Here is a 21,648-nt window from a genome sequence, read left to right on the forward strand (position 1 = left end):
GCGGCAAGATGAGTTGGAATTAGATCGTATGAGCGCAACAGGAGAAGTGCCGAAAGGAATGTCCCCGCAACGGGGGCGCTCCGGCGTGGTCCTGGGGGCGGATGGGCTGAATGCTCTTCCCGGTCCCGCGGTGCTGCTCGATCGCGAAGGCGGCATCATTGCCGCCAACGGCCGGGGCGAGGCCCTGGCCCAGGTGGTGGCCCAGGATCGCCTCGGCTGCCTGTCGGCCCTGCTGGCCCAGCCCGGCGCCACCTCGGTGGAGAGCCTGCCGCTGGCCACCGGCGGCACCCTGATCCTCGATCTGGTCTCCATTCCCGCCGAGGGCGGCCAGACCATCCTGTTCGGCCGCGACGTGACGCTGGAGCGCAACCTGCGGGCCGCGCTGGTGGAATCGCGTCAGCGTTACAAGGACCTGGTGGAGATTTCCAGCGACTTCGCCTGGGAGACCGGGGCCGATGGCCGCTTCGTCTTCGTCAGCCCCAAGGGGGCGCTGGGCTTCGCCGCCGACGAGCTGGTGGGGCGCCGTCCCGCCGAATTCGTGCTGCAGGAAGAGGAATCCCACGGCCCCGGACCGTTCGATGCGGTCGCGCCGGTCGAGGATATCGAGGTGTGGATGCGCCAAAGCGACGGCCAGCCGCTCTGCCTGCTGGCGTCGTCCACCCCCATCCGCGGCGACGGCGGCGAATGGCGCGGCGCGCGCGGGGTGTGCCGCGACGTGACCCAGGAACGGCTGCGCGACGCGGCGCTGAGCCGCGCCAACAACCGCGAGCGGCTGCTCAGCTACATCGTGCGCACCATCAGGGACGAGGTGGACCCCGCCGACATGCTGAAGGCGGCGGCCGAGGCCACCGCCCGCGCGCTGGGCGCCACCGGCTGCCAGATCTTCCGCATCCAGTCCGACGATTCCGATTTCGCCCTGTCGGCCGATTACGGCCAGTTCGGTGACGCCAAGCCGGTGCTCGACACCTTCGAATCCACCGATCACTACGATTCCGACCTGGGCGAGTGGCGGGTGCTGGCCAGCGTGTGCCGCTACCGCCATTCCATCAACGGCGCGGTGCTGCTGTGGCGGCAGATGAGCCGCGCCGCCTGGAGCGACGACGACCGCCTGCTGATCGACGACGTGGCCAATCAGGTGGGGCTGGCCTCCGAGCAGATCACCAACCACGAGCGCATGGTCAAGCTGTCGCGCACCGACGGGCTGACCGGCCTGTTCAACCGCCGCGCCTTCTTCGAGGAGATCGCCCGGCGCTTCCACCGCCTCCAGCGCGAGGGACGGCCCGCCGCGCTGATCTACGTGGACCTGGACAATTTCAAGGCGGTCAACGACATCCACGGCCACCAGACCGGCGACGAGGCGCTGCTGGCGGTGCGCGACATGATGTTGCAGCACACCCGGCCCATCGATCTGGTGGCGCGCCTGGGCGGCGACGAATTCGCCATCTGGCTGGAAGCCGCCGAGGAGCGCATCGCCATCAAGCGCTGCGAGGATCTGCTGGAGGCGGCCAAGGAGCTGGACCGCTTCTCGGGCGGGCCGGACAAGCCGCTGGGCTGCTCGCTGGGCGTGGCGGTGCATGCCGGCGGCGAGGCGGAAACCATCGAGGAATTGATCGCGCGGGCCGACAAGGCCATGTATCAGGTCAAGCGTACCGGCAAGGGCGCGTGGCACATCGCGCCGCCCGCCGGCGGTAAGGAGGATGCGTGAGCGGGGGGTTTCTCAAACGGCTGTTCGGCGGCGGGCGTAAAGGACCGCTCGACTACGAACAGGCCAAGCAACTGGCCGCCCATCCCGATTCCAAGGTCCGCGCCGAACTGGCCGGCCGCGACGACGTCAAGGCCGAGATCCTCTACTTCCTGGCCGAGGATACCGACGCCGAGGTGCGCCGCCAGGTGGCGGCCAATCCCCATGCCCCGGCCCAGGCCAACCTGCTGCTCGCCACCGATGCCGATGACGCGGTGCGCGGCGACCTGGCCGCCAAGATCGCGCGCGTCGCCCCCGGCCTGTCGGCGCACGAGCAGGACCGCCTGCGCCGCATGACCTTCGAATCCCTGGAGATGCTGGCCCGCGACCAGATCCCCAAGGTGCGCCAGATTCTGGCCGAGGCGCTGCAGGACGTGGCCGGCGCGCCGCCCGACGTGATCCGCCGTCTGGCCCGCGACGCCGAACTGGTGGTGGCCGGGCCGGTGCTGCAGTTCTCGCCGGTGCTGACCGACGACGACCTGCTGGAAATCATCGGCGCCGGCCCCATTCCCGGCGCCCTGGCCTGCATTTCGCGGCGCTCGGTGGTCAACGTCAAGGTGGCCGACGCCATCGCCGCCACCGACGACGTGGACGCCATCGCCGTGCTGCTGGGTAACCCGTCCGCCCAGATCCGCGAAGAGACCCTGGACCGCCTCGCCGACCGGGCCGCCGATATCGAGGCCTGGCACCGGCCCATGATCGAGCGGCCGCAATTGTCGGCCCGCACCGCCCAGAAGCTGGCCCGCTTCGTCGCCGCCAACCTGCTGCAGACCCTGGCGGCGCGCAAGGACCTGGACGCCGAGGCCATCGCCGCGGTGGCCGCCGTGGTGTCGCGCCGCATCGACGAGATCGAGGGTGATGCCGGCGCCAAGGGCGAGGCCCGGCGCGACGCCGACGAAGCCGCCGCCCTGCAGCGGGCCCGGGCGCTCCACGCCGCCGGCCAGCTGGACGAGACGGCGGTGGACACCGCCCTCGCGTCGGGCGACCACGCCTTCGTCACCGCCGCCCTGGCGGTGCTGTCGGAACTGCCGCCCAAGGCGGTGCGCAAGGTGGTCTACACCAAGAGCGCCAAGGGCATGGTGGCGGTCACCTGGAAAGCCGGCCTGTCCGCCGGCTTCGGCACCCAGCTGCAAGCCAAGCTGCTGCGCCTTTCGGCCTCCAAGGTGCTGAACCCCATGCAGGGCGATCACCCGCTGTCGGTGGCCGAGATGGAGTGGCAGCTGGAATTCTTCGGGGCAGGGGACTGACTTAGGCTGCGTTCCGCCGTCAGCGGAACAGCATCTTGGAGATCAGCACGTCGATGGTCTGCTCGCAGCCCGGTTCCTTGCGCACCAGTTCCAGCATGGAGGCCTTGATCATGGGGGCCGGATTGCCGGCCATGTATTCCTCGTAGGGGATGCCGTTCAGGAATTTCCGCATCTTGTCCGAGATGACCTTCTCGGAGAACTTGGCCTCTTCGGGCACCAGCAGCAGCAGGTCGATGGTCGACAGGTGGAAATTGCCGTAGCCGTCCCATAACTCCAGCGCGATGGTGGGAATGCGGGCGTAGCGCTGGCCCTTGGTGGGAATGGGCAAAGGCGCGCCCTTGCCCTCCTTCTTCTTCTCTTCCTTCTTCTTGTCGTCCTTCTTCTCCGCCGCCAGGGCGGTGGCGGGAAGGGCGAGCAGGGCGGCGAGAAGGGCGCGGCGCTTCATGGCCGCCTAATCCGCGTCATGGGCCAGGATCACCGTGGCCTCGGCCAGTTCGGCGCCCATGGCCCGGATGTTGCCCAGCAGGGCGTTGACGATCACCTTGACGCCCTTGGGGGCCTTGTCCAGCTGTTCGGACAGGCGTTCCTTGCCGATGATGACGCAGGCGGTTTCCTCCTCGGCCACCGCCGAGGCCATGCGCGGATGGTCATCGATCAGCGCCATCTCGCCGAAGATGCCGCCCTGGGTGACCTCGCCGATCTCGACCCGCTTGCCCTTGACCGTCTTGAACACCGCGACGCGGCCCGATTCCACCACATAGGCGGTGGTGCCCGGCTCGCCCTCGGCGAAGACGGTGGCGCCCTTGGGGAAGATGACGCGGCGGGCGGAATTGTTCATGGACGGGCCTCTCGGCGTTCAGTCGACGCGGCGGATGGAGAAATTCTTGGGCACCAGGATGGTGTTCTGGGGCGGCGCGATGCTGTCCAGGGTGGGGAAGTCGATGGTGAAGTGCAAGCCCCGGCTTTCGCGCCGGGCCAGGGCCGAGCGGATGATCAGGTCGGCCACCATGGACAGGTTGCGCAGCTCCAGCAGGTCCGAGGTGACGCGGAAGCTGCCGTAATACTCGTCGATCTCGTCTTTCAGCAGCTTGACCCGGTGGCGCGCCCGCTCCAGCCGCTTGGTGGAGCGCACGATGCCCACATAGTCCCACATGAAGCGCCTGAGTTCGTCCCAGTTGTGGGCGACCACCACCTCTTCGTCGGAATCGGTGACCCAGGTCTCGTCCCACGGCGCGATGGCGGGAAGGTCGGAGATGGTGCCGATTCTGGCGGCGATGTCCTTGGCGGCGGCGGCGCCCAGCACCAGGCATTCCAGCAGCGAGTTGGACGCCATGCGGTTGGCGCCGTGCAGGCCGGTGAAGGCCACCTCGCCCACGGCATACAGGTTGTCCACGTCGGTGCGGCCCGCCAGATCGGTCAGCACGCCGCCGCAGGTGTAGTGGGCGGCGGGCACCACGGGCAGCGGCTCTTTGGTCATGTCGATGCCGAACTTCAGCGCCTCGGCATGGACGGTGGGGAAGTGGGACTTCACGAAATCGGCGGGCTTGTGGCTGATGTCGAGATAGACGCACTCGCAGCCCAGGCGCTTCATCACGTCGTCGATGGCGCGCGCCACGATGTCGCGGGGCGCCAGTTCGCCTCTGGGGTCGTACTCGTCCATGAAGCGGGTGCCGTCGGGACGCAGCAGCAATCCGCCCTCGCCCCGCACCGCCTCGGTCACCAGGAAGGACTTGGCCTTGGGGTGGTAGAGGCAGGTGGGGTGGAACTGGCTGAACTCCATGTTGGCGACGCGGCAGCCTGCGCGCCAGGCCATGGCGATGCCGTCGCCGGTGGAGCCGTCGGGATTGGAGGAATAGAGATAGACGCGGGACGCCCCCCCGGTGGCCAGCACCACGTTGCGGGCGGCGAAGCGGTGGACGCGGCCGTCGCGGCGATCCAGCGCGTAGGCGCCGATGCAGCGTCCCTGGCGTCCCTGGGGCAGCTTCTCGCGGATCAGGTCGACGGCGTTGTGGTGCTCGAACAAATCGGCGCCGCTGGCGCGGATGCGGGTCTCCAGCGCCATCTCCACCGCTTTGCCGGTGGCGTCGGCGGAATGGACGATGCGCCGGTGGGAATGCCCGCCCTCGCGGGTCAGGTGCAGGTCGCCGTCTTCATGGTCGAACAGGACGCCGCAATCGATCAGCCAGCGGATGGCCTCGGGCGCGCCCTCGACCACGGCGCGCACCGCCGGCTCGACGCAGATGCCCGCTCCGGCGTTCAGCGTGTCGGCAATGTGGGATTCCATGGAATCGGCGGCGTCCAGCACGGCGGCGATGCCGCCCTGGGCGTATTTGGTGCTGCCTTCCGACAGGTCGTTCTTGGCCAGCACCGCCACCCGGGCCGCAGGCTTGTGGGCCATGACGCCCAGCGCCACCGAAAGGCCCGCGGCGCCCGAGCCGATGACCAGAAGATCGTAAGGGTCGGCGGTACGCGTCATGTCAGCTCCAGTCCAACCCGATATCGACCGCAGGGGCCGATTGGGTGATGCGTCCCACCGAGACGAAATCCACGCCGGTCTCGGCGATGGCGCGGATGGTGTCCAGCGTCACGCCCCCCGACGCCTCGGTCCTGGCCCGGCCCGCCACGATGGCCACGGCCTGGCGCAGCACGTCGGGCCCCATGTTGTCCAAAAGCACGATGTCGGCCCCGGCGGCCACCGCCTCGGCCACCTGGTCCAGGGTGTCGCACTCGGCCTCGATATTGGGCCGCCCGTCGGCCTTGGCGCGGCGCACCGCCTCGCCGATGGAACCGCAGACGGCGATGTGGTTGTCCTTGATCAGGACGCCGTCATAAAGGCCCATGCGGTGATTCTTCGCCCCGCCGCACAGGGTGGCGTATTTGGACAGGCGCCTGAGGCCGGGAATGGTCTTGCGGGTGTCGAGCAGGGTGCAGCCGGTACCCGCGATCCGTTCCACGTACTGACGGGTCAGCGTGGCGATCCCCGACAGCAATTGCAGCAGGTTGAGCGCCGTGCGCTCGGCGGTGAGCAGGCCGCGGGCCGGGCCTTCCATCTCGGCCAGCACCGTGCCGGCCTCCACCTTGTCGCCGTCCTTGACCCTGGCCGTGAAGCGGGCGTCGGGAACGACGATGCGGAACACCTCCTCGGCCACGGCCAAGCCGGCGACCACCATGGTGTGGCGGGCCGCCATCACGCCGGTGAAGCGCAGATCGGCGGGGATCACCGAGGCCGAGGTGATGTCCTGGCCTTCACCGCCCTTGTCCGCTCCGGTATCCTCGGCCAGCGCCGCCAGGATCACGCGGCGCGCATCATCCCAGTCGACCTCAGGCCGCATTGGTCTTCTCGCCCGACCCAGTCCCACCCGACATGGGAACCGACTTGCTCATCTCCAGCATGCGCTCGAGCGGCTTCAGGGCGGCGACGCGCAGCTCCTCCGGCACGGTGATGGCGGGGGCGTCGTTCTTCAGGCAGAGATAGATCTTCTCCAGCGTGTTCCTGGCCATGAACGGGCAGTTGGAGCACGAACAGCCGCCATCGGCGCCGGGCGCCGGAATGAAGGTCTTTTCCGGCGCGGCCTTGCTCATCTGGTGGATGATGTGCTGCTCGGTGGCGATGATGAATTCCTTTTCCGGGCTGGAAAGCACGAAGTCGAGGATGTTGCGGGTCGAGCCCACATGGTCGGCGTGTTTCAGGATGGTTTCCGGGCATTCCGGATGCGCCGCCACCAGCGCCTTGGGGTGGCGGACCTTCAGCTTGACCAGCTCCTTCTCGGAGAACTGCTCGTGGATGATGCAGCTGCCCGGCCACAGGGTCATCTCGCGCCCGGTCTTCTTCTGCATGTAGGCGCCCAGGTGGCGGTCGGGGGCGAACAGGATCGGCCGGTCGGCGGGAAGCTGGCGGATGATGGCCTCGGCGTTGGACGAGGTGACGATCACGTCCGACGCCGCCTTCACCTCGGCGGAACAGTTGATGTAGGTGACCGCGATATGGTCGGGATGCTTGGCGCGGAAGGCGCGGAAGGGTTCGGCCCGGCAGGATTCCTCCAGTGAGCAGCCGGCCTCGGCGTCGGGGATCACCACCAGCTTGGACGGCGACAGGATCTTGGCCACCTCGCCCATGAAGCGCACGCCGCAGAAGACGATCATGTCGGCGTCGGTGGCCGCCGCCTTGCGCGACAGGTCGAGCGAGTCGCCGACGAAATCCGCCAGGTCCTGAATCTCGCCCTCCTGGTAGTAATGGGCCAGGATCACCGCGTTGCGCTCCTTGCGCAGGCGGTCGATCTCGGCGACCAGGTCGAGGGTGGGGTCGATGTCGGCTTCGGTCATGGCGCCGGCGGCGGGCAACACAATGGTATCGGTCATCGGACAGGCTTTCTCCCGGGGGGCGGGTTGGTTTGGGGAAGTAAAGGACGAATCGCCCCGGCAAAGCAACCCTTCACCACCCCCGAGGGGCAGTTCTCGCCCCACCTGCCTTGTGTATAGGTGGCTATGACCACCGTGCGCTTCACTCGGGACGGCTTCGCGCGCATCATGGACGTGGGATGATGGATTGGAATTCACCGTGATGATATCGGAAGGACGGAATTCGCAGGCACGCGACCTTGCCGGCCTGCCGGCCCTGGTCGTGGTCATCGAGGACGAGGCCATCGTCCTTGCCGGCTACCAGATGCTGTTCGAAAGCTGGGGCTATCGCGTCATTGCCGCCCAGTCGGCGGATGAAGCCGTCGCCCTGATCGAGGAAGAAGGCGGCGAGGCCCCGGACTTCATCCTGTCCGATTTCCGTCTGCGCGACGGCCGGACCGGCACCGACGCCATCACCCTGCTGCGCAATAATTTCGGCGATGCCATCCCCGGCGCCGTGGTTACCGGCGACACCACCGTCACCGGCGAGGGCCTCAAGGAGGCGGAAGCCCAGGGCACGCCCATCCTCCACAAGCCGGTCAACGGCCGCCAGCTTCAGGACATCCTGTCCCGTTCGCTGGGCTGAATCTTACACATTGTCTCGATGATCGTGTCCGATCCTCGAGACCGCCCTCAATCGGCGGGCGGGCGCGGTGCGCCCTTGCCTCCCGCGCCATAAGGCGCGCGGACCCTGGTGGAAAGCAGCCGCCTTACCAGCTTCCGCATTTCCTCCAGAACCAGGACCGAAGCGCCCAGTGCCGCGGCGATCGCCCATTCGGCGGGATCCAGGTCGGTGGTGTGGAACAGGGCCTGGGCCGGTCCCCAATGCACCGCCACCGCCTGCAGGGCCAGAATGCCGGCCAGGGCCGCCCACAGCTTGCCGTTGCCCAGGGCGGCGGCGCCCAGCGCGCTTTCCGCCCCGACCCGGGCGTTGAACACGTTGAACACCTGGAACAGCACGAAGGTGGTGAAGGCCATGGTGCGGGCCCGGATCATGTCCTGGCCGCTTCCGCCTTCCCACCACAGCACGCCCAAGGTGCACAGCGCCATCAGCAGGCCGAAGCCCAGCAGCCGCGCCAGGCGCGACAGCGGCAGGATGGGGGCGTCGCGGCCCCGCGGCGGCTGGTCCATCAGGCCGCGCCGGGCCGGGTCGAAGGCCAGCGCCATGGCCGGCGGCCCGTCCATGATGATGTTGACCCACAGGATCTGGATGGGGCTGAACGGCACCGGCAGGCCGCATAAGGGGGCCAGCAGCACCGCCAGCAGCGCGCCGATATTGGTGGACAACTGGAAGCGCACGAACTTGACGATGTTGTCGGTGATGATGCGTCCCTCGCGCACCGCACCCACCACGGTGGAGAAATCGTCGCCGGTCAGCACCATGGCGGCGGCCTCGCGGGTCACGTCGGAGCCGGTGCGCCCCATGGCCACGCCGATATCGGCGGTGCGCAGCGCGGCGGCGTCGTTGACCCCGTCGCCGGTCATGGCGGTGACGTGGCCGCGCGCCTTGAGTGCCCGGACGATGCGCACCTTGTGCTCGGGCGTCACCCGGGCGAACACGGCGATGGCCTCCACCCGCCGGGCCAGCGCTTCGTCGTCCATGGCGTCGAGATCCGTGCCGGAGACCACCTCGCCGTCCAGCCCCAACTCGCGGGCCACGGCGCCCGCCGTCACCCGGTGGTCGCCGGTGATCATCTTCACATTGATGCCGGCGGCGCGGCAGGTGGCGATGGCGTCGGCGGCGCCGGGGCGGGGCGGGTCGGCCAGCCCGACCAAAGCGTGCAGGGTCAGCCCGCCCAGGGCGGCGGCCGGGTCCTCGTCCGGCCGGGCCGGGCGGCTGGCCAGGGCGATGACGCGGAGCGCGCGGCCGCCCATCTCGTCCATGCGGGCGGCGATGGCCCGGCGCGTTCCGTCGTCCAGGGGCCGGGTGCCATTGCTGGTCAGCAGGCTGTCGCACAGATCCAGCACCCGGTCGGGCGCGCCCTTGACCGACAGCCGGCAGGCCGCGCCGTCGCTGTCCAGGGTGGCCATCAGTTTCCTCTCGGAACTGAAGGGCAGTTCCGCCAGACGCCGCCAGCCACCGGGGGCGGGCATCGCCCCGGCCCGTTCGGCCAGGCGCAGCAGCGTCACTTCCGTCGGATCGCCCACCGCCTCGCCGGTGGCGGGGTTGAGGCGGGCCTCGGTGCACAGTCCGGCCGGGGCCAGGGCCGTTTCCAGGCCGGCCGGGTGGCCGTCGCCGGAAAAGGCGTGGGAACGCTCCAACGCCCAACCCTCCAGGGCGGTCATGCGCCCCAGGGTGAGGGTGCCGGTCTTGTCCGAGCAGATGACGCTGGTCGAGCCCAGGGTCTCCACCGCCGCCAGACGGCGGATCACCGCGCCACGGGTGGCCATGCGCACCATGCCGAGCGCCAGGGTGACGGTGACCACGGCGGGCAGGCCCTCGGGAATGGCGGCCACCGCCAGGGCGACGGCGGTCAGCAGCATCTGGCCCAGCGGCTCGCCCGACAGCAGCCCCTGGATCAGGACGAAGGCCACCACCACAGCGGCGATCAGCGAGAGGCGGCGGCCCAGCTGGTCCAGGCGCTCCTGCAGCGGCGTCGGGCCTTCCCCGGCGGCATCCAGCAGGGCGGCGACCTTGCCCATCTCGGTGGCCGGCCCGGTGGCGGTCACCACCATCTCGGCCCGGCCGCGGGTCACCACGGTGTTCATGAACAGCATGTTGACCCGCTCGGCCAGCGGCACGGCGTCACGATCCAGCGCCTGCGTCACCTTGGCCACCGGTTCGGATTCGCCGGTCAGCGAGGCCTCGTCCGCCTCCACGTCCTGACCGTTCACCAGCCGTCCGTCGGCGGGCACCCGGTCGCCCGCCTTGAGCAGCACCAGATCGCCGGGGACCAGCAATTCGGCGGCGATCACGCTTTCCGCGCCGTCGCGGCGCACGCGGGCCTTCTGGGCCAGCATGGCCTTCAGCGCGCCCAGCATGCGCCCGGCGCGGCGTTCCTGGGCATAGCCGAGCGAGGCGTTGAACAGGGTGACGGCCAGCACCACCACCATGTCGGTGGTGTCGCCCACCAGCCCTGCAGCCAAGCCGGCGGCCAGCAGCATCAGGGTCAGCAGGTTGCGGAACTGGTCGAGAAAGACCGCCCAGGCGGGCCGGGGAGGCTTCTCCGGCAGGCGGTTCAAGCCGAATTCGGCGCGGCGCGCGGCGGCCACGTCCTCGCTCAGACCTTGCGCCCCGCAGCCCAGGCGGGCGCGGGTCAGGGCGGCATCAAGTCGGTGCCAGGCGGCTTCCGGATCAGGGGGCGGCATCGGGGGGCGTCAACCCCAGATGCGAGGCGGCAACCACCGCACGGGTGCGGTTGTTGACGTTGAGGGCCTTGAGGATGGCGGTGACGTGCAGCTTGACCGTTCCTTCGGCCAGTTCCAGCACGCGGGCGATTTCCTTGTTGGACTTGCCCTGCCCCAGCAGGGCCAGAACTTCCCGCTGGCGCGGCGTGAGCGCCGCGATGGCGGTTTCGCCCGCCACCGGCGCGCCGTCGTCGCCGCCGGGGCCGCTCTGGTCCAGCAGGGCCGGCGGCAGGTAGACGCCGCCCGACAGCACCAGCTTGAGCGCCGAGAGCATGACGCGCGACGACGAGGTCTTGGGGATGAAGCCGGCGGCGCCCATGTTGACCGCCTGCAGCACATGGCGGCGGTCGTCCGAGGCCGACAGCACGATGACCGGCACTTCCGACGGCAGCAATTCCTTCAGCTTGGCCAGTCCCTCGGCCCAGGCCATGCCGGGCATGGTGAGATCCAGAAGGACGATGTCGATATCGCTTTCCGCCTGGACGGCGGCGATGGCCTGGGGAAAGTCGCTGGCCTCGATGATCGTGGGCGGTCCTTCGAACTGGTCGAGAACATGGCGGAGCCCGTCACGAAACAGTTCATGGTCATCGGCGATAAGAATCTTCATCTCGTCCCCACCATGCATCTCCCGGCGAATGTCATTGCCGCTGCCCATCCACGACATGGTCGCAAACAAGTGGCGTCGCCGCTATGAAAAAATGTGCAAAGCCGTCCGGCGCTGCCATCGTGTAAAAAAGCGCCACCCTAGCCTTCGGCCGCATCTTCCAGTATGTTCCGCCGCCATGAGCACGCCCCACACCATCTATCATGTATGCCATCGGACCGAGTGGCAATATGCCCAGACGACAGGGGTGTATGGCGGTTCGTCCCAGGACGCGGCCGACGGCTTCATTCATTTTTCCGGCCCCGACCAGGTTCGGGCCAGCGTCGCCAAGCATCGCGCCGGCCAGGACGGACTGGTGATCGTCGCCGTCGACCCGCAAGTCTTGGGCGATTGCCTGAGATGGGAAGTTTCGCGGGGCGGCCGGCTGTTTCCCCATCTTTACGGCACCCTGCCGCTGTCGGCGGTGAAATGGGTGTCCGACCTGACGCTGGGCGCCGATGGCGTCCATCTGTTCCCTTCCATCGAGGACTGAGCCTTGGACTATTTCCGCCTCGCCGGACCGCTGGTCCGCCTGCTCGACGCCGAGACCGCCCATGGTATGACCATTGGCCTGCTGAAGGCCGGGCTGGTGCCCAGGCAGCCGGTCTATAACCCCGACGCGCTGAAGGTCCGGCTGTGGGGCCGCGACTTTCCCAATCCGGTGGGCCTCGCCGCCGGCTTCGACAAGAACGCCGAGGTTCCCGACGCCATGCTGGACCAGGGCTTCGGCTTCGTGGAGATCGGCTCGGTGACGCCCCGGCCGCAACCCGGCAATCCCAAGCCGCGCATGTTCCGGCTGCCCGAGGACCGGGCGATCATCAACCGCATGGGCTTCAACAACCTGGGGCTGGACTTCGTGGCGGCCAAATTGGCGGCCCGGCCCAGGACCGGCATCGTCGGCGCCAATCTCGGCAAGAACAAGGATACCGAGGACGCGGCCTCCGATTACGAGAAGGGTGCCGCCCGCCTGGCGCCGCTGTCCGACTATCTGGTGATCAACGTCTCGTCGCCCAACACGCCGGGCCTGCGCGCCCTGCAGGGCAAGGACCAGCTTGCCGCCCTGGTGGGGCGCACCCGCGCCGCGCTGGCCAAGGCCATGCCCTCGGGCGCGCCGCCGCTATTGTTGAAGATCGCCCCCGATCTGGCCTGGGAAGACCTGTCCGACATCGCCGCCGTGGCGCTGGACGGCGCCCTGGACGGGCTGATCGTCTCCAACACCACCATCGCCCGGCCCGAGACCCTGCGGTCGGTCAATGCGCGCCAGACCGGCGGGCTGTCGGGCGCGCCCCTGTTCGAATCCTCCACCGCCATGCTGCGCCGGGTCTACGAGCTGACCCGGGGCAAGCTGCCCATCGTCGGTGTCGGCGGCATCGCCTCGGGCTCGGAGGCCTATGCCAAGATCCGGGCCGGCGCCTCCCTGGTGCAGCTCTATTCCGCCATGGTCTACGAAGGCCCCGCTTTGGTCACCCGCATCAAGCGCGAGATGGTCGAACTGCTGGCCCGCGACGGCTTCAAGTCCATCGCCGAGGCGGTGGGCGCCGATCATCGGGGCCATGGATTGTGATCACTCAGGTTTCCGGCCTGTCGGCACTCGCCGATCGCTATGACGGCTTCGTGCTCGACCTGTGGGGGGTGATCCACGACGGCGTGGTCGCCTATCCCGGCGTGGCCGAGACCCTGGCGGCGCTGCGGGCGGCGGGCAAGCGCACCATCATGCTGTCCAATGCCCCCAGACGGGCCACCGCCCTGATCGAGCAGCTGACCCGGATGGGCATCGACCGCGGCCTCTACGACGAGGTGCTGTCCTCGGGCGAGGCGGTCTATCTGGAATTGCAGCGCCGGACCGATCCGGTGTTCGCCGCCCTGGGCGAGGCGCTCTATCACATGGGGCCGGAGCGGGACCGCAATGTCTTCGATACATTGACTTACCGGTCGGTCGATATTGATCAGGCCGATTTTGTCCTGAATACCGGGCCGGTCGATCTCAGCGAGACGGTGGAGGACTACCAGTCCATCCTGGACCGCGCCCTGGCGCGGCGCCTGCCCATGGTCTCGGCCAATCCCGACCACGTGGTCATCCGCCAGGGCAAGCGCATCACCTGCGCCGGAGCCATCGCCGACCGCTACGCCGACATGGGTGGGCAGGTGGTGAGCCGGGGCAAGCCCGATCCGGCCATCTATACCGTGGCGCTGGCGGCGCTTGGCATTGCCGACAAGGCCCGCATCTGCGCCGTGGGCGACGCGCTGCACACCGATATCCGGGGGGCGCGGGCCGGGGGCATCGACGCGGTGCTGGTCACCGGCGGCATCCATGCCGACGAGCTGGGCATTGCGTGGGGCGAGACCGCCGACCCGGTCCGGCTGGCCGAGCTGGCCCGCCATCACGGCGAGACGCCCGTCGCCGCCATTTCCAAGTTCGTCTGGTAAGGAGCCCTTTCATGTCCGTCATGCACGAAACCGATGCGGTGATCGTCGGCGCCGGCCCGGTGGGCCTGTTCACCGTGTTCCAGTGCGGCATGGTCAAGGTGCGCTGCCACGTGGTCGATGCCCTGGAGGCGGTGGGCGGCCAGCTTTCGGCGCTGTACCCGGAAAAGCCCATCTACGACATTCCCGGCTATCCCTCGATCCTGGCCGCCGATCTGGTGGAGCGCCTGACCGAGCAGGCGGCGCCCTTCGCCCCCACCTATCACCTGGACACCCAGGTGAGCACGCTGTCGCGCCTGGACGACGGGCGCTGGCTGTGCGGATTGTCCAGCGGCGAGACCATCGCGGCCCGCGCCGTGATCGTCTGCGCCGGCGGCGGCGCCTTCGGTCCCAACCGTCCGCCCCTGGACGGGCTGGAGCGGTTCGAAGGCACCAGCGTGTTCTATCTGGTGCGCCGGCGCGAGGATTTCCGCGGCAAGACGGTGGTGATCGCCGGCGGCGGCGATTCGGCGGTGGATTGGGCCATCTCGCTGGCCGAGGTGGCGGCCAAGGTGATGGTGGTGCACCGCCGGCCCAAGTTCCGCGCCGCCCCCGAATCCGAGGCGCGCTTGAAGCAGCTGGCCGAATCCGGCGCGGTCGAGCTGGTGGTGCCCTATCAGCTGCACGGTCTGGAGGGCGAGAACGGCCAATTGTCGGCGGTGGTGGTCGCCACCCTGGAGGGCGAGATCCGGCGGCTCGAGGCCGATGTGCTGCTGCCCTTCTACGGCCTGTCCAGCGAACTCGGCCCCATCGCCCAGTGGAATCTCGGCATGGACCGCAACCTGATCGCCGTCGATCCGGCGAGCGGAGCCACGGATGCGCCGGGCATCTATGCGGCGGGCGACATCTGCACCTATCCCGGCAAGCTGAAGCTGATCCTGGCCGGCTTCGCCGAGGCCGCCCGCGTCGCCCATTCGGCCCATGACGTGGTCCATCCCGGCGAGGCGCTGCATTTCGAGCACTCGACCACCTCGGGCGTGCCCAAGGGGTAGCTGGCTACGGAACAAACTCAAGATTTCCCCGTCATTCCCGCGAAAGCGGGAATCCATGTGTCTTCAGGTGCGGCGCATGGCAATGGACGGCGGAATCGGCCCCAGCCCGTCAGGTTCAGCCCCCCGGCTTGGGGACGGGCAGGGTGAAGCAGAAGGTGCTGCCTTCGCCCGGCACCGATTCCACCCAGATGCGGCCGCGATAGCGGTTGACCACCCGTTTGCAGACGGCCAGCCCGATGCCGGTTCCCGCCGTCTCGGCGCGGGAGTGCAGGCGCTGGAAGATCTGGAAGACGCGGTCGTAGTACTGGGATTCGATGCCGATGCCGTTGTCGGCGATGCGGAATTCCCAGGCGTTGGGCCGGGGCGTGGCGGTGACCGAGATCACCGGCGCGCGGTCGGGCGAGCGGTACTTGATGGCGTTGCCGATCAGGTTCTGGAACAGCCGCACGAACTCGCCCATGTCGACGCACAGCGACGGCAGGGTTTCGGGCAGGTTGAGGGTGGCGCCGCTTTCCTCGATGGCCACCGTCAGGTTGGACTGGGCGGTGGCCAGCGCCAGTCCCAGATCCACGGCCTGGTCCGGCAGGGCGTTGCGGCCGATGCGCGAGTATTCCAGCAGGTCGAGAATCAGCGAGTCCATGCGCTTGGCGCCGTCGCGGGCGAAGCCGATATACTCGTGGGCCTCGTCGCTGAGCTCGGGGCCGAACTTCTTGTCCAGCAGGCCGAGGAAGGAATTGACCATGCGCAGCGGCTCGCGCAGGTCGTGGCTGGCCACATAGGCGAATTGCTCCAGATCGGCGTTGGAGCGCTCCAGTTCCGAGGTCTTGCCCGCCAGTTCCTCCTGGACGCGATGGCGCTCGGTGACGTCCACCGCCATGCTGATCACCAGGCGGCGGCCGTCGGGCAGCTTCTCGATGGGCGCCGAGCGGAAGTCCCACACCCGGACGGAGCCGTCGGCGGTGATCACCTCGTGCTCGCCCTCGGCGCGGGGGCCGTCCATGGTGTAAAGGCTCTTGATGCGCCGGGCGATCTCGGGACCCTTGTCGCCATAGGCCCGCGCCGTCCAATCCCCGACGGTGGGAATGTCCGAGGCGCCATAGCCGGTCAGCTCTGTCCACACCCGGCTGAGCAGCACCACGGTGCCGTCCTCGGCATGGATCATGATGGGGATGGGGGCTTCGGACACCGCATGGCGCAGGCGGGCCTCGCTCTCCCTCAGGACCTGGGTCATGGCGGTGGTGCGCGCCAGTTCGGCCTCCAGGGCCCGGCGACTGACGTAGAGCTCCAGGAACACCCGCGCCTTGGAGCGCAGGATGAAATCGTCCACGGGCTTCTGGATGTATTCCACCGCCCCCACGTCGTAGCCCTTGCGGCGGTGAATCTCGTCGGAATAGGCGGCGGTGAGGAAGATGATGGGAACCTGGGCCGTGCGCGGTTCGTCGTGCATCAGCCCGGCCAGCTCGTAGCCGTCCATGCCCGGCATGTTGACGTCCAGCAGGGCCAGGGCGAAATCGTGTTCCAGGCAGTGGATCAGGGCGTCGTTGCCGCTGGCGGCCTCGATCACCTCGACGTCGAGCTTGTTGAGGATCTTGCGCAGCGCCAGGAGATTGGCCGGCGTGTCGTCGACGATCAGAATCTTCGGCCGGATTGCGCTCATGGGGCGTGGTCCTGGGGCGGGGGGGATGGCTGGCACAGCGAGGCGACGAGGAAGGCGATGCGGTCCAGCGGCGCGATCCAGTCGGCGCCGCCCTGGGCGATGGCGGCGCGCGGCATGGCTTCGGCGGTGGCGCCCTCGGGGTCCTGGACGATGCAGATGCCGCCCGCCTGGCGCACGGCGGCCATGCCGGCGGCACCGTCCTGGTTGGCGCCGGTCAGCAGCACCGCCAGCAATCCCTCGCCCCAGGTGTCCGCCGCCGATTCCAGCAAGGGGTCGATGGCCGGGCGCACGTTGTTGATCCGCCCTTCCGCCGACAGGGCGAAGGTGCCGTCCGGCTCGACCAGCAGGTGATAGTCGGGCGGCGCCACGTAGACGTGGCCGGGCAAAGCGGGGGCGCGCTCCTCGGCCTCGGCCACCGGCAGGGCGCAGTCGCGGGCCAGCACCGAGCTCAACAGGTCGCGGGCCGACGGGCCGGAATGGCAGACGACGATCACCGGCACGCCCAGATCGGCGGGCAATAGCGGGAGGATGTCGTGCAGTGCCTTGATCCCGCCCGCCGAGCATCCCATGGCCACGGCCTCGATCCGCCTCACCCCAGGTCTCCGCTCTTCTTGAACAGCCGCAGGTCGTTGTCGATGGAGAAGAAGTGGTGCGCCTGCGCCGATCCCCCCAGATTCTCGCGGGTGCCCAGGCACAGGAAGCCGCCCCGAGAAAGGCTGGCGGCGAACAGGCCCAGCACATGGTCCTGCAGCTTCTTGTCGAAATAGATCAGCACGTTGCGGCACATCACCATGTTCACTTCGCAGAACACCCCATCCGAGACCAGATTGTGGTGGGCGAAGGATATGTGGTCTTTGAGCGCGCCGCTGACCTTGGCGAAGCCGTAGCCCAGGCTGAAATAGTGGGACAGGCCTTTGGTGCCGCCGGCCTTGCGGTAGGCGGCGTCGTACCGCGCCACATGCTCGGCCGAGAAGATCCCTTCCTCGGCCTTGGCGATGGCGGCGTCGTTGATGTCGGTGGCGTAGATCTGGGCCTTGTGCAGCAGCCCGGCCTCCTCGAGCAGGATGGCCAGGGAATAGGCTTCCTCGCCGGTGGCCGAGCCCGCCTGCCAGATGTTGAGGCGGGGATAGGTGGCCAGCACCGGGAACAGCCGCTCGGCGATGGCGCGGAAGACCGGCGGATCGCGGAACATCTCGGTGACCGGCACCGAGAGCGTCGACAGAATAGTGGGCAGCAGGCCGTCGTCGTGGATCACCCGCGGCAGCAGCTCGGCGATGGTGGCGCATCCCTGGCTCAGGGCCAGGGCGGAGACCCGGCGGCGCAGCGATGCCTTGGCGTAATGGCTGAAATCATAGCCGTGCCGCCGGGCCAGCGCCTCGACGAACAGGTCGACCTCGAGGGCGCGCAGGCGGTCAGTTCGGGTCGGCATGTCCGCTCCGCTCGATCTGGCGGGCCATGGCCTGGCGCAGCAGGTCCATGTCCACCGGCTTGGTCAGGTAGTCGTCGGCACCCGCGGCCAGACAGCGGTCGCGGTCCCCCGGCATGGCCTTGGCGGTCAGCGCGATGATGGGCAATCTGGCGAAGCGCGGGTCCTTGCGGATCTCGCCCATGGTGCTGTAGCCGTCCATGCCGGGCATCATGATGTCCATCAGCACCAGATCCACGTGCTCGCGCGCCTGCAGATGGCTGATGGCCTTGGCGCCGTCCTGGGCGATCAGCACCTTCAGCCCCTTGGCGCGCAGCACCTTGGACAGGGCGAAGGCGTTGCGCATGTCGTCGTCCACCAGCAGCACCGTGCGCCCGGCCAGCACCGCGTCGACGGCTTCGGGCGCGGGCTTGGCCTTGGCCTTGCCGTTGCTCCTGGCCTCGATGGCATGCAGGAACAGCCCGACCTCGTCGAGCAGGCGCTCGGACGAGCGCGCCCCCTTGATGACGATGCTGTCGGTGAATTCGCGGATCTTCAGGGTCTGCTCCTGGCTGAGCTCGCCGCTGGAATAGACGATGACCGGCGGCAGGCCCTGGCCGGCGCGTTCGGCCCGTTCCAGAATCTCGGCGCCCTGCATGTCGGGCAGCGCCAGTTCGAGCACCACGCAGTCGAATTTCTCCCTGGTGATCTGTTCCAGGGCCTGGGCGCCGGTTTCGGCGACGGTGATGTCCAGGTCCAGGCTGGCCAGGGTCTGGCGGATGGCGGCGCGGTTGCCCTCGTCCCCGTCCACCAGCAGCAGCCGGCGGTGCCCGGCCTCCGATCCGGCCCGCAGCAGGACCTCGAAGGCACCGTTGATCTGTTCGCGGCTGACCGGCTTGGTCAGGTGGCCGACGATTCCCAGCCGGGCGCCCTTGCCCGGCTCGTCGCCCGCCGAGATGACGTGGACCGGAATGCCCCGGGTCTCGGGCGAACGGTTGAGGTGCTCGATCACCTCCCAGCCGCTCATGCCCGGCAGACCGATGTCGAGCACGACGCCGCCGGGGCGGTGCAGGCGGGCCAGCTCCAGGCCTGTCCGGCCGTCCTCGGCGGTGATGGTGGAAAAGCCCTTGGCCTGGGCCAGCTCGCAGACGACGCGCCGGAACACCGGGTCGTCCTCGATGACCAGCAGAAGCGTTCCGTCGGCCTTGTGGGGGTCCGCGGGCAGGATGACGGCGGCAGGCTCCGGGCTGGCCTTCATGGCGGGCGGCGGCTCGGGCGCGCAGGGGGCGGTGGGGATCGCCGCGCCGTTCAGCGGCAGCGCCAGGGTGAAGACGCTGCCCCGCTCTGCGTTGCCGTCCAGGGTGATGTCGCCGCCCATCAGACGGGCCAGCCGGCGCGAGATGGTCAGCCCCAGGCCGGTGCCGCCGAACTGGCGCGACGTGCTGCTGTCGGCCTGTTCGAAGGCGGCGAAGACCCGCTGGCGGTCCTGTTCGGCGATGCCGATGCCGGTGTCGGCCACGGACAGGGCGAGGACATGGCCGCCGCCGCTGAGGGCGAGGCGAACGGTGACCCCGCCCTCGGAGGTGAACTTGATGGCGTTGCTGACCAGATTGTTGACGATCTGCTCGATCTTGCCGCGGTCGGCGGAGAGCGTCTCGGGCAGGTCGGGCGCCGCCTCCACCCGGAAGTCCAGCCCCTTGTCGGCGGCCACCGGCGCGAAGCGTCCCCGGATTGCCTGGGCCAGCTCGGCCAGGGGAACCGTCACCGGCGCCAGGGTCATCTTGCCCGCTTCCACCTTGGACAGGTCGAGGACGTCGTTGATCAGCGCCAGCAGATGGGTGCCGCTGTCATGGATGACGCGGGCCGATTCCGTCTGGTCGGGGGTGAGGTTGCCGGACTCGTTGTCGGCCAGGTCGCGGGCCAGGATCAGCACGCTGTTGAGCGGCGTCCTGAGCTCGTGGCTCATATTGGCCAGGAATTCCGACTTGTAGCGGCTGGCCTGCTCCACCTCGAGGGCGCGGCGGTCGGCCTCGGCCCGGGCTTCCTCCAGCGCCTGGCCGCGTTCCTCCAGGGCCTCGGTCTTCAGGCGCAGTTCCTCGTTGGCGGCCTGCAGCGCCTCCTGCTGCACCTTCAGTTCCTCTTCCGAGACGCGCAGTTCCTCGTTGGCGACCTGCAAGGCCTCGCTCTGGGTGCGCAGTTCCTCTTCCGACGAACGCAGTTCCTCGGCCTGGGTCTGGGTTTCCTCCAGCAGGTCCTGGGTGCGGATATTGCGTTCCAGGATCTCCATGTTGAGGGCAAGAACCGGGACGGACGCCTCGATCACCGCCCGCTGGGACTCGCTGAACGGCGTGAAGCTGGCGAATTCCAGCACGGCCAGGGCAATTCCGCGCGACATGACCGGGACGACCAGAATCTCGGCCGGCGGCGCGGCCCCGGTGGCCGAGGCCACGTTCAGCCAGGAGTCCGGCGGCGACGAGATCAGGATGGGCGCGCCGCCGCGCGCCGCCTCGCCGGCGATTCCCTCGCCCGGGCCGAAGGATTCCGGCAATTGGTGGTGGGACGGCGACAGGCCCCAGCCGGCCAGGCGCTCGAAGCGCCCGCTGCCCGTGGGGCGGCCATGGAACACCGCGACGCCCGCCCCCGACAGCGGCACCAGGAAGTCGAGCGCGGTGGAGGCGAACTCGGCGACCGTGTCCACCTGCTGCAAGGCCGGCGACAGGCGCGCCACGCTGTCCTTGATCCAGCCTTCGCTTTCCAGGCGAAGTGCGGCCGCCTTGAACACTTCCACGGCCGCCGCCATGCGGGCCACCTCGGCGACGCGCGAGTGATTGGGAATGGCGACGCCGAGGTCGCCGTCCGCCAGAAGGTGCATGGTGTCGCGCAACTGGCCCAGCGGCACCACGATGGAACGGGTGATCAGCCGCGCCAGGACGGCGCCCAGCAGCAGCAGCCCGGCCAGGGTCAGGGCGATGTCGCGGAGCGCGGCGTCGCGGCGCTCCCCGATGCGGCGGTTGAACTCGGCCGCCTTGTCCTGGGCGAAGGCGTAGATGCCCGCCAGTTCGCGGCGCAGGCCGACGATCTGCGGTGAACCGAACTGGCGTGAATTCTCCGCCGCCTTGTCGAACTCGCCGTTCTGGCAATAGTGGATGTTCTGGTCGCGCACCACCTTCCACTCGGCCAGCTTGTCCGACAGGCGCTTCACGTCGTCCTTCGCTCCCAGGTACTGGGAGCGGATCACCGCCAGGCTGGCGGCCATCTCGCTTTCCTTGATGCTGACCTGTCCCGCCAGCCGGGGCACGTCGGCCGGCGAGCGGTTGTAGATCATCAGCAGCATGTCGGCGCGCATGGCGTTGACCTGCGCTTCCACCTGCATCAGGGCGTTGGTGACGGCGAAGGGATGGGCGTAGAGGTCGGCCGCCATATCGGCCATGACCAGCATGGTGCGCGCCGCCATGGCCGCCATGATCACGGTCAGCAGCAGAACGGCGGCGAATCCCGCGGTCAGGCGGGTAACGATACGGGTCCGAGTCGAATACACCGAAGGCTTCCCCCCTGCCAGCCGGAAGCCATCGCCTGCTCCCCCGAACGGTAACGAATTGTATCGCGGCGACACAGTATCGTCGAGCCGCTGCAAAGTGAAGGGGCTTGCGGCTCTTTCGTACGGTAATTACCTGATAAGTGTTTTCCCGGGTAGCGGTGCCGGATTTAATCGTCCCTTAACCGCGACCTGTTAGCGTGACAGGGCTCGAAGGAT

At 68.7% G+C, this 21,648-nt stretch carries 18 protein-coding genes; 7 read left to right on the top strand and 11 right to left on the bottom strand.

Features of this window, described 5'->3' with window-relative positions:
- Positions 1-58 precede the first annotated feature (58 nt).
- Positions 59-1,705: a sensor domain-containing diguanylate cyclase gene (locus tag WV31_RS15605; protein ID WP_237051321.1), complete on the top strand. Its 1,647-nt coding sequence runs from the start codon at positions 59-61 to the stop codon at positions 1,703-1,705.
- Entirely contained in the window at positions 1,702-2,988 is a 1,287-nt protein-coding gene (locus tag WV31_RS15610; RefSeq protein ID WP_085374435.1) for a DUF2336 domain-containing protein, read from the top strand. The genes WV31_RS15605 and WV31_RS15610 overlap by 4 nt, the downstream gene beginning before the upstream one ends.
- Positions 2,989-3,007: 19 nt before the next feature.
- Here WV31_RS15610 and WV31_RS15615 read toward each other — a convergent pair whose 3' ends face one another.
- From WV31_RS15615 to nadA, 5 genes are read right to left on the bottom strand one after another with little or no spacing between them, the layout of a single operon-like run.
- The gene (locus tag WV31_RS15615) at positions 3,008-3,433 is read right to left on the bottom strand and encodes a hypothetical protein (RefSeq protein WP_085374436.1); all 426 of its coding nucleotides are present in this window, start codon (positions 3,431-3,433) and stop codon (positions 3,008-3,010) included.
- Positions 3,434-3,439: 6 nt separating this feature from the next.
- Positions 3,440-3,826: a Crp/Fnr family transcriptional regulator gene (locus WV31_RS15620; RefSeq protein WP_085374437.1), complete on the bottom strand. Its 387-nt coding sequence runs from the start codon at positions 3,824-3,826 to the stop codon at positions 3,440-3,442.
- A gap of 18 nt (positions 3,827-3,844) precedes the next feature.
- The gene (gene nadB / locus WV31_RS15625) at positions 3,845-5,464 is read right to left on the bottom strand and encodes an L-aspartate oxidase (protein WP_085374438.1); all 1,620 of its coding nucleotides are present in this window, start codon (positions 5,462-5,464) and stop codon (positions 3,845-3,847) included.
- Position 5,465: 1 nt separating this feature from the next.
- The gene (gene nadC, locus WV31_RS15630; protein ID WP_085374439.1) at positions 5,466-6,320 is read right to left on the bottom strand and encodes a carboxylating nicotinate-nucleotide diphosphorylase; all 855 of its coding nucleotides are present in this window, start codon (positions 6,318-6,320) and stop codon (positions 5,466-5,468) included.
- Positions 6,310-7,347, bottom strand: coding sequence for a quinolinate synthase NadA (nadA, locus tag WV31_RS15635; protein ID WP_206072548.1), 1,038 nt, complete (start codon positions 7,345-7,347; stop codon positions 6,310-6,312). The genes nadC and nadA overlap by 11 nt, the downstream gene beginning before the upstream one ends.
- A gap of 202 nt (positions 7,348-7,549) precedes the next feature.
- On the opposite strand from nadA, the gene WV31_RS15640 reads away from it, so the two are divergent.
- Positions 7,550-7,972, top strand: a complete 423-nt coding sequence (locus tag WV31_RS15640) for a response regulator (protein WP_237051597.1) — start codon at positions 7,550-7,552, stop codon at positions 7,970-7,972.
- Between the two features lie 47 nt (positions 7,973-8,019).
- Here WV31_RS15640 and WV31_RS15645 read toward each other — a convergent pair whose 3' ends face one another.
- On the bottom strand, positions 8,020-10,695 hold the full coding sequence (locus WV31_RS15645; RefSeq protein ID WP_085374441.1) for a cation-translocating P-type ATPase: 2,676 nt from the start codon (positions 10,693-10,695) through the stop codon (positions 8,020-8,022).
- Positions 10,682-11,341: a response regulator gene (locus WV31_RS15650; protein ID WP_085375606.1), complete on the bottom strand. Its 660-nt coding sequence runs from the start codon at positions 11,339-11,341 to the stop codon at positions 10,682-10,684. The genes WV31_RS15645 and WV31_RS15650 overlap by 14 nt, the downstream gene beginning before the upstream one ends.
- A gap of 175 nt (positions 11,342-11,516) precedes the next feature.
- On the opposite strand from WV31_RS15650, the gene WV31_RS15655 reads away from it, so the two are divergent.
- Genes WV31_RS15655 through WV31_RS15670 form a run of 4 tightly spaced genes read left to right on the top strand, consistent with a single transcriptional unit; the run spans position 11,517 to position 14,832 of the window.
- Positions 11,517-11,870: a DUF952 domain-containing protein gene (locus WV31_RS15655; RefSeq protein WP_085374442.1), complete on the top strand. Its 354-nt coding sequence runs from the start codon at positions 11,517-11,519 to the stop codon at positions 11,868-11,870.
- Between the two features lie 3 nt (positions 11,871-11,873).
- Positions 11,874-12,941 (top strand): quinone-dependent dihydroorotate dehydrogenase, encoded by a 1,068-nt coding sequence (locus WV31_RS15660; RefSeq protein WP_085374443.1) that lies wholly within the window; start codon positions 11,874-11,876, stop codon positions 12,939-12,941.
- Entirely contained in the window at positions 12,938-13,804 is an 867-nt protein-coding gene (locus WV31_RS15665) for a TIGR01459 family HAD-type hydrolase (RefSeq protein WP_085374444.1), read from the top strand. The genes WV31_RS15660 and WV31_RS15665 overlap by 4 nt, the downstream gene beginning before the upstream one ends.
- Positions 13,805-13,815: 11 nt before the next feature.
- Positions 13,816-14,832, top strand: coding sequence for an NAD(P)/FAD-dependent oxidoreductase (locus tag WV31_RS15670; RefSeq protein ID WP_145980883.1), 1,017 nt, complete (start codon positions 13,816-13,818; stop codon positions 14,830-14,832).
- Positions 14,833-14,947: 115 nt separating this feature from the next.
- On the opposite strand, the gene WV31_RS15675 is transcribed toward WV31_RS15670, so the two are convergent.
- Genes WV31_RS15675 through WV31_RS15690 form a run of 4 tightly spaced genes read right to left on the bottom strand, consistent with a single transcriptional unit; the run spans position 14,948 to position 21,432 of the window.
- A complete protein-coding gene (locus WV31_RS15675; protein ID WP_085374445.1) occupies positions 14,948-16,489 on the bottom strand; it encodes a sensor histidine kinase in 1,542 nt (513 codons plus the stop codon).
- Positions 16,486-17,082, bottom strand: a complete 597-nt coding sequence (locus tag WV31_RS15680; protein ID WP_085374446.1) for a chemotaxis protein CheB — start codon at positions 17,080-17,082, stop codon at positions 16,486-16,488. The genes WV31_RS15675 and WV31_RS15680 overlap by 4 nt, the downstream gene beginning before the upstream one ends.
- Positions 17,079-17,918, bottom strand: coding sequence for a CheR family methyltransferase (locus tag WV31_RS15685; protein ID WP_085374447.1), 840 nt, complete (start codon positions 17,916-17,918; stop codon positions 17,079-17,081). The genes WV31_RS15680 and WV31_RS15685 overlap by 4 nt, the downstream gene beginning before the upstream one ends.
- Positions 17,902-21,432 (bottom strand): response regulator, encoded by a 3,531-nt coding sequence (locus WV31_RS15690; RefSeq protein ID WP_168185962.1) that lies wholly within the window; start codon positions 21,430-21,432, stop codon positions 17,902-17,904. Before WV31_RS15690 ends, WV31_RS15685 begins: the two co-directional genes overlap by 17 nt.
- Between the last annotated feature and the right edge of the window lie 216 nt (positions 21,433-21,648).

Origin of the sequence: Magnetospirillum sp. ME-1 (assembly GCF_002105535.1) — a bacterium.
Taxonomy (GTDB): domain Bacteria; phylum Pseudomonadota; class Alphaproteobacteria; order Rhodospirillales; family Magnetospirillaceae; genus Phaeospirillum.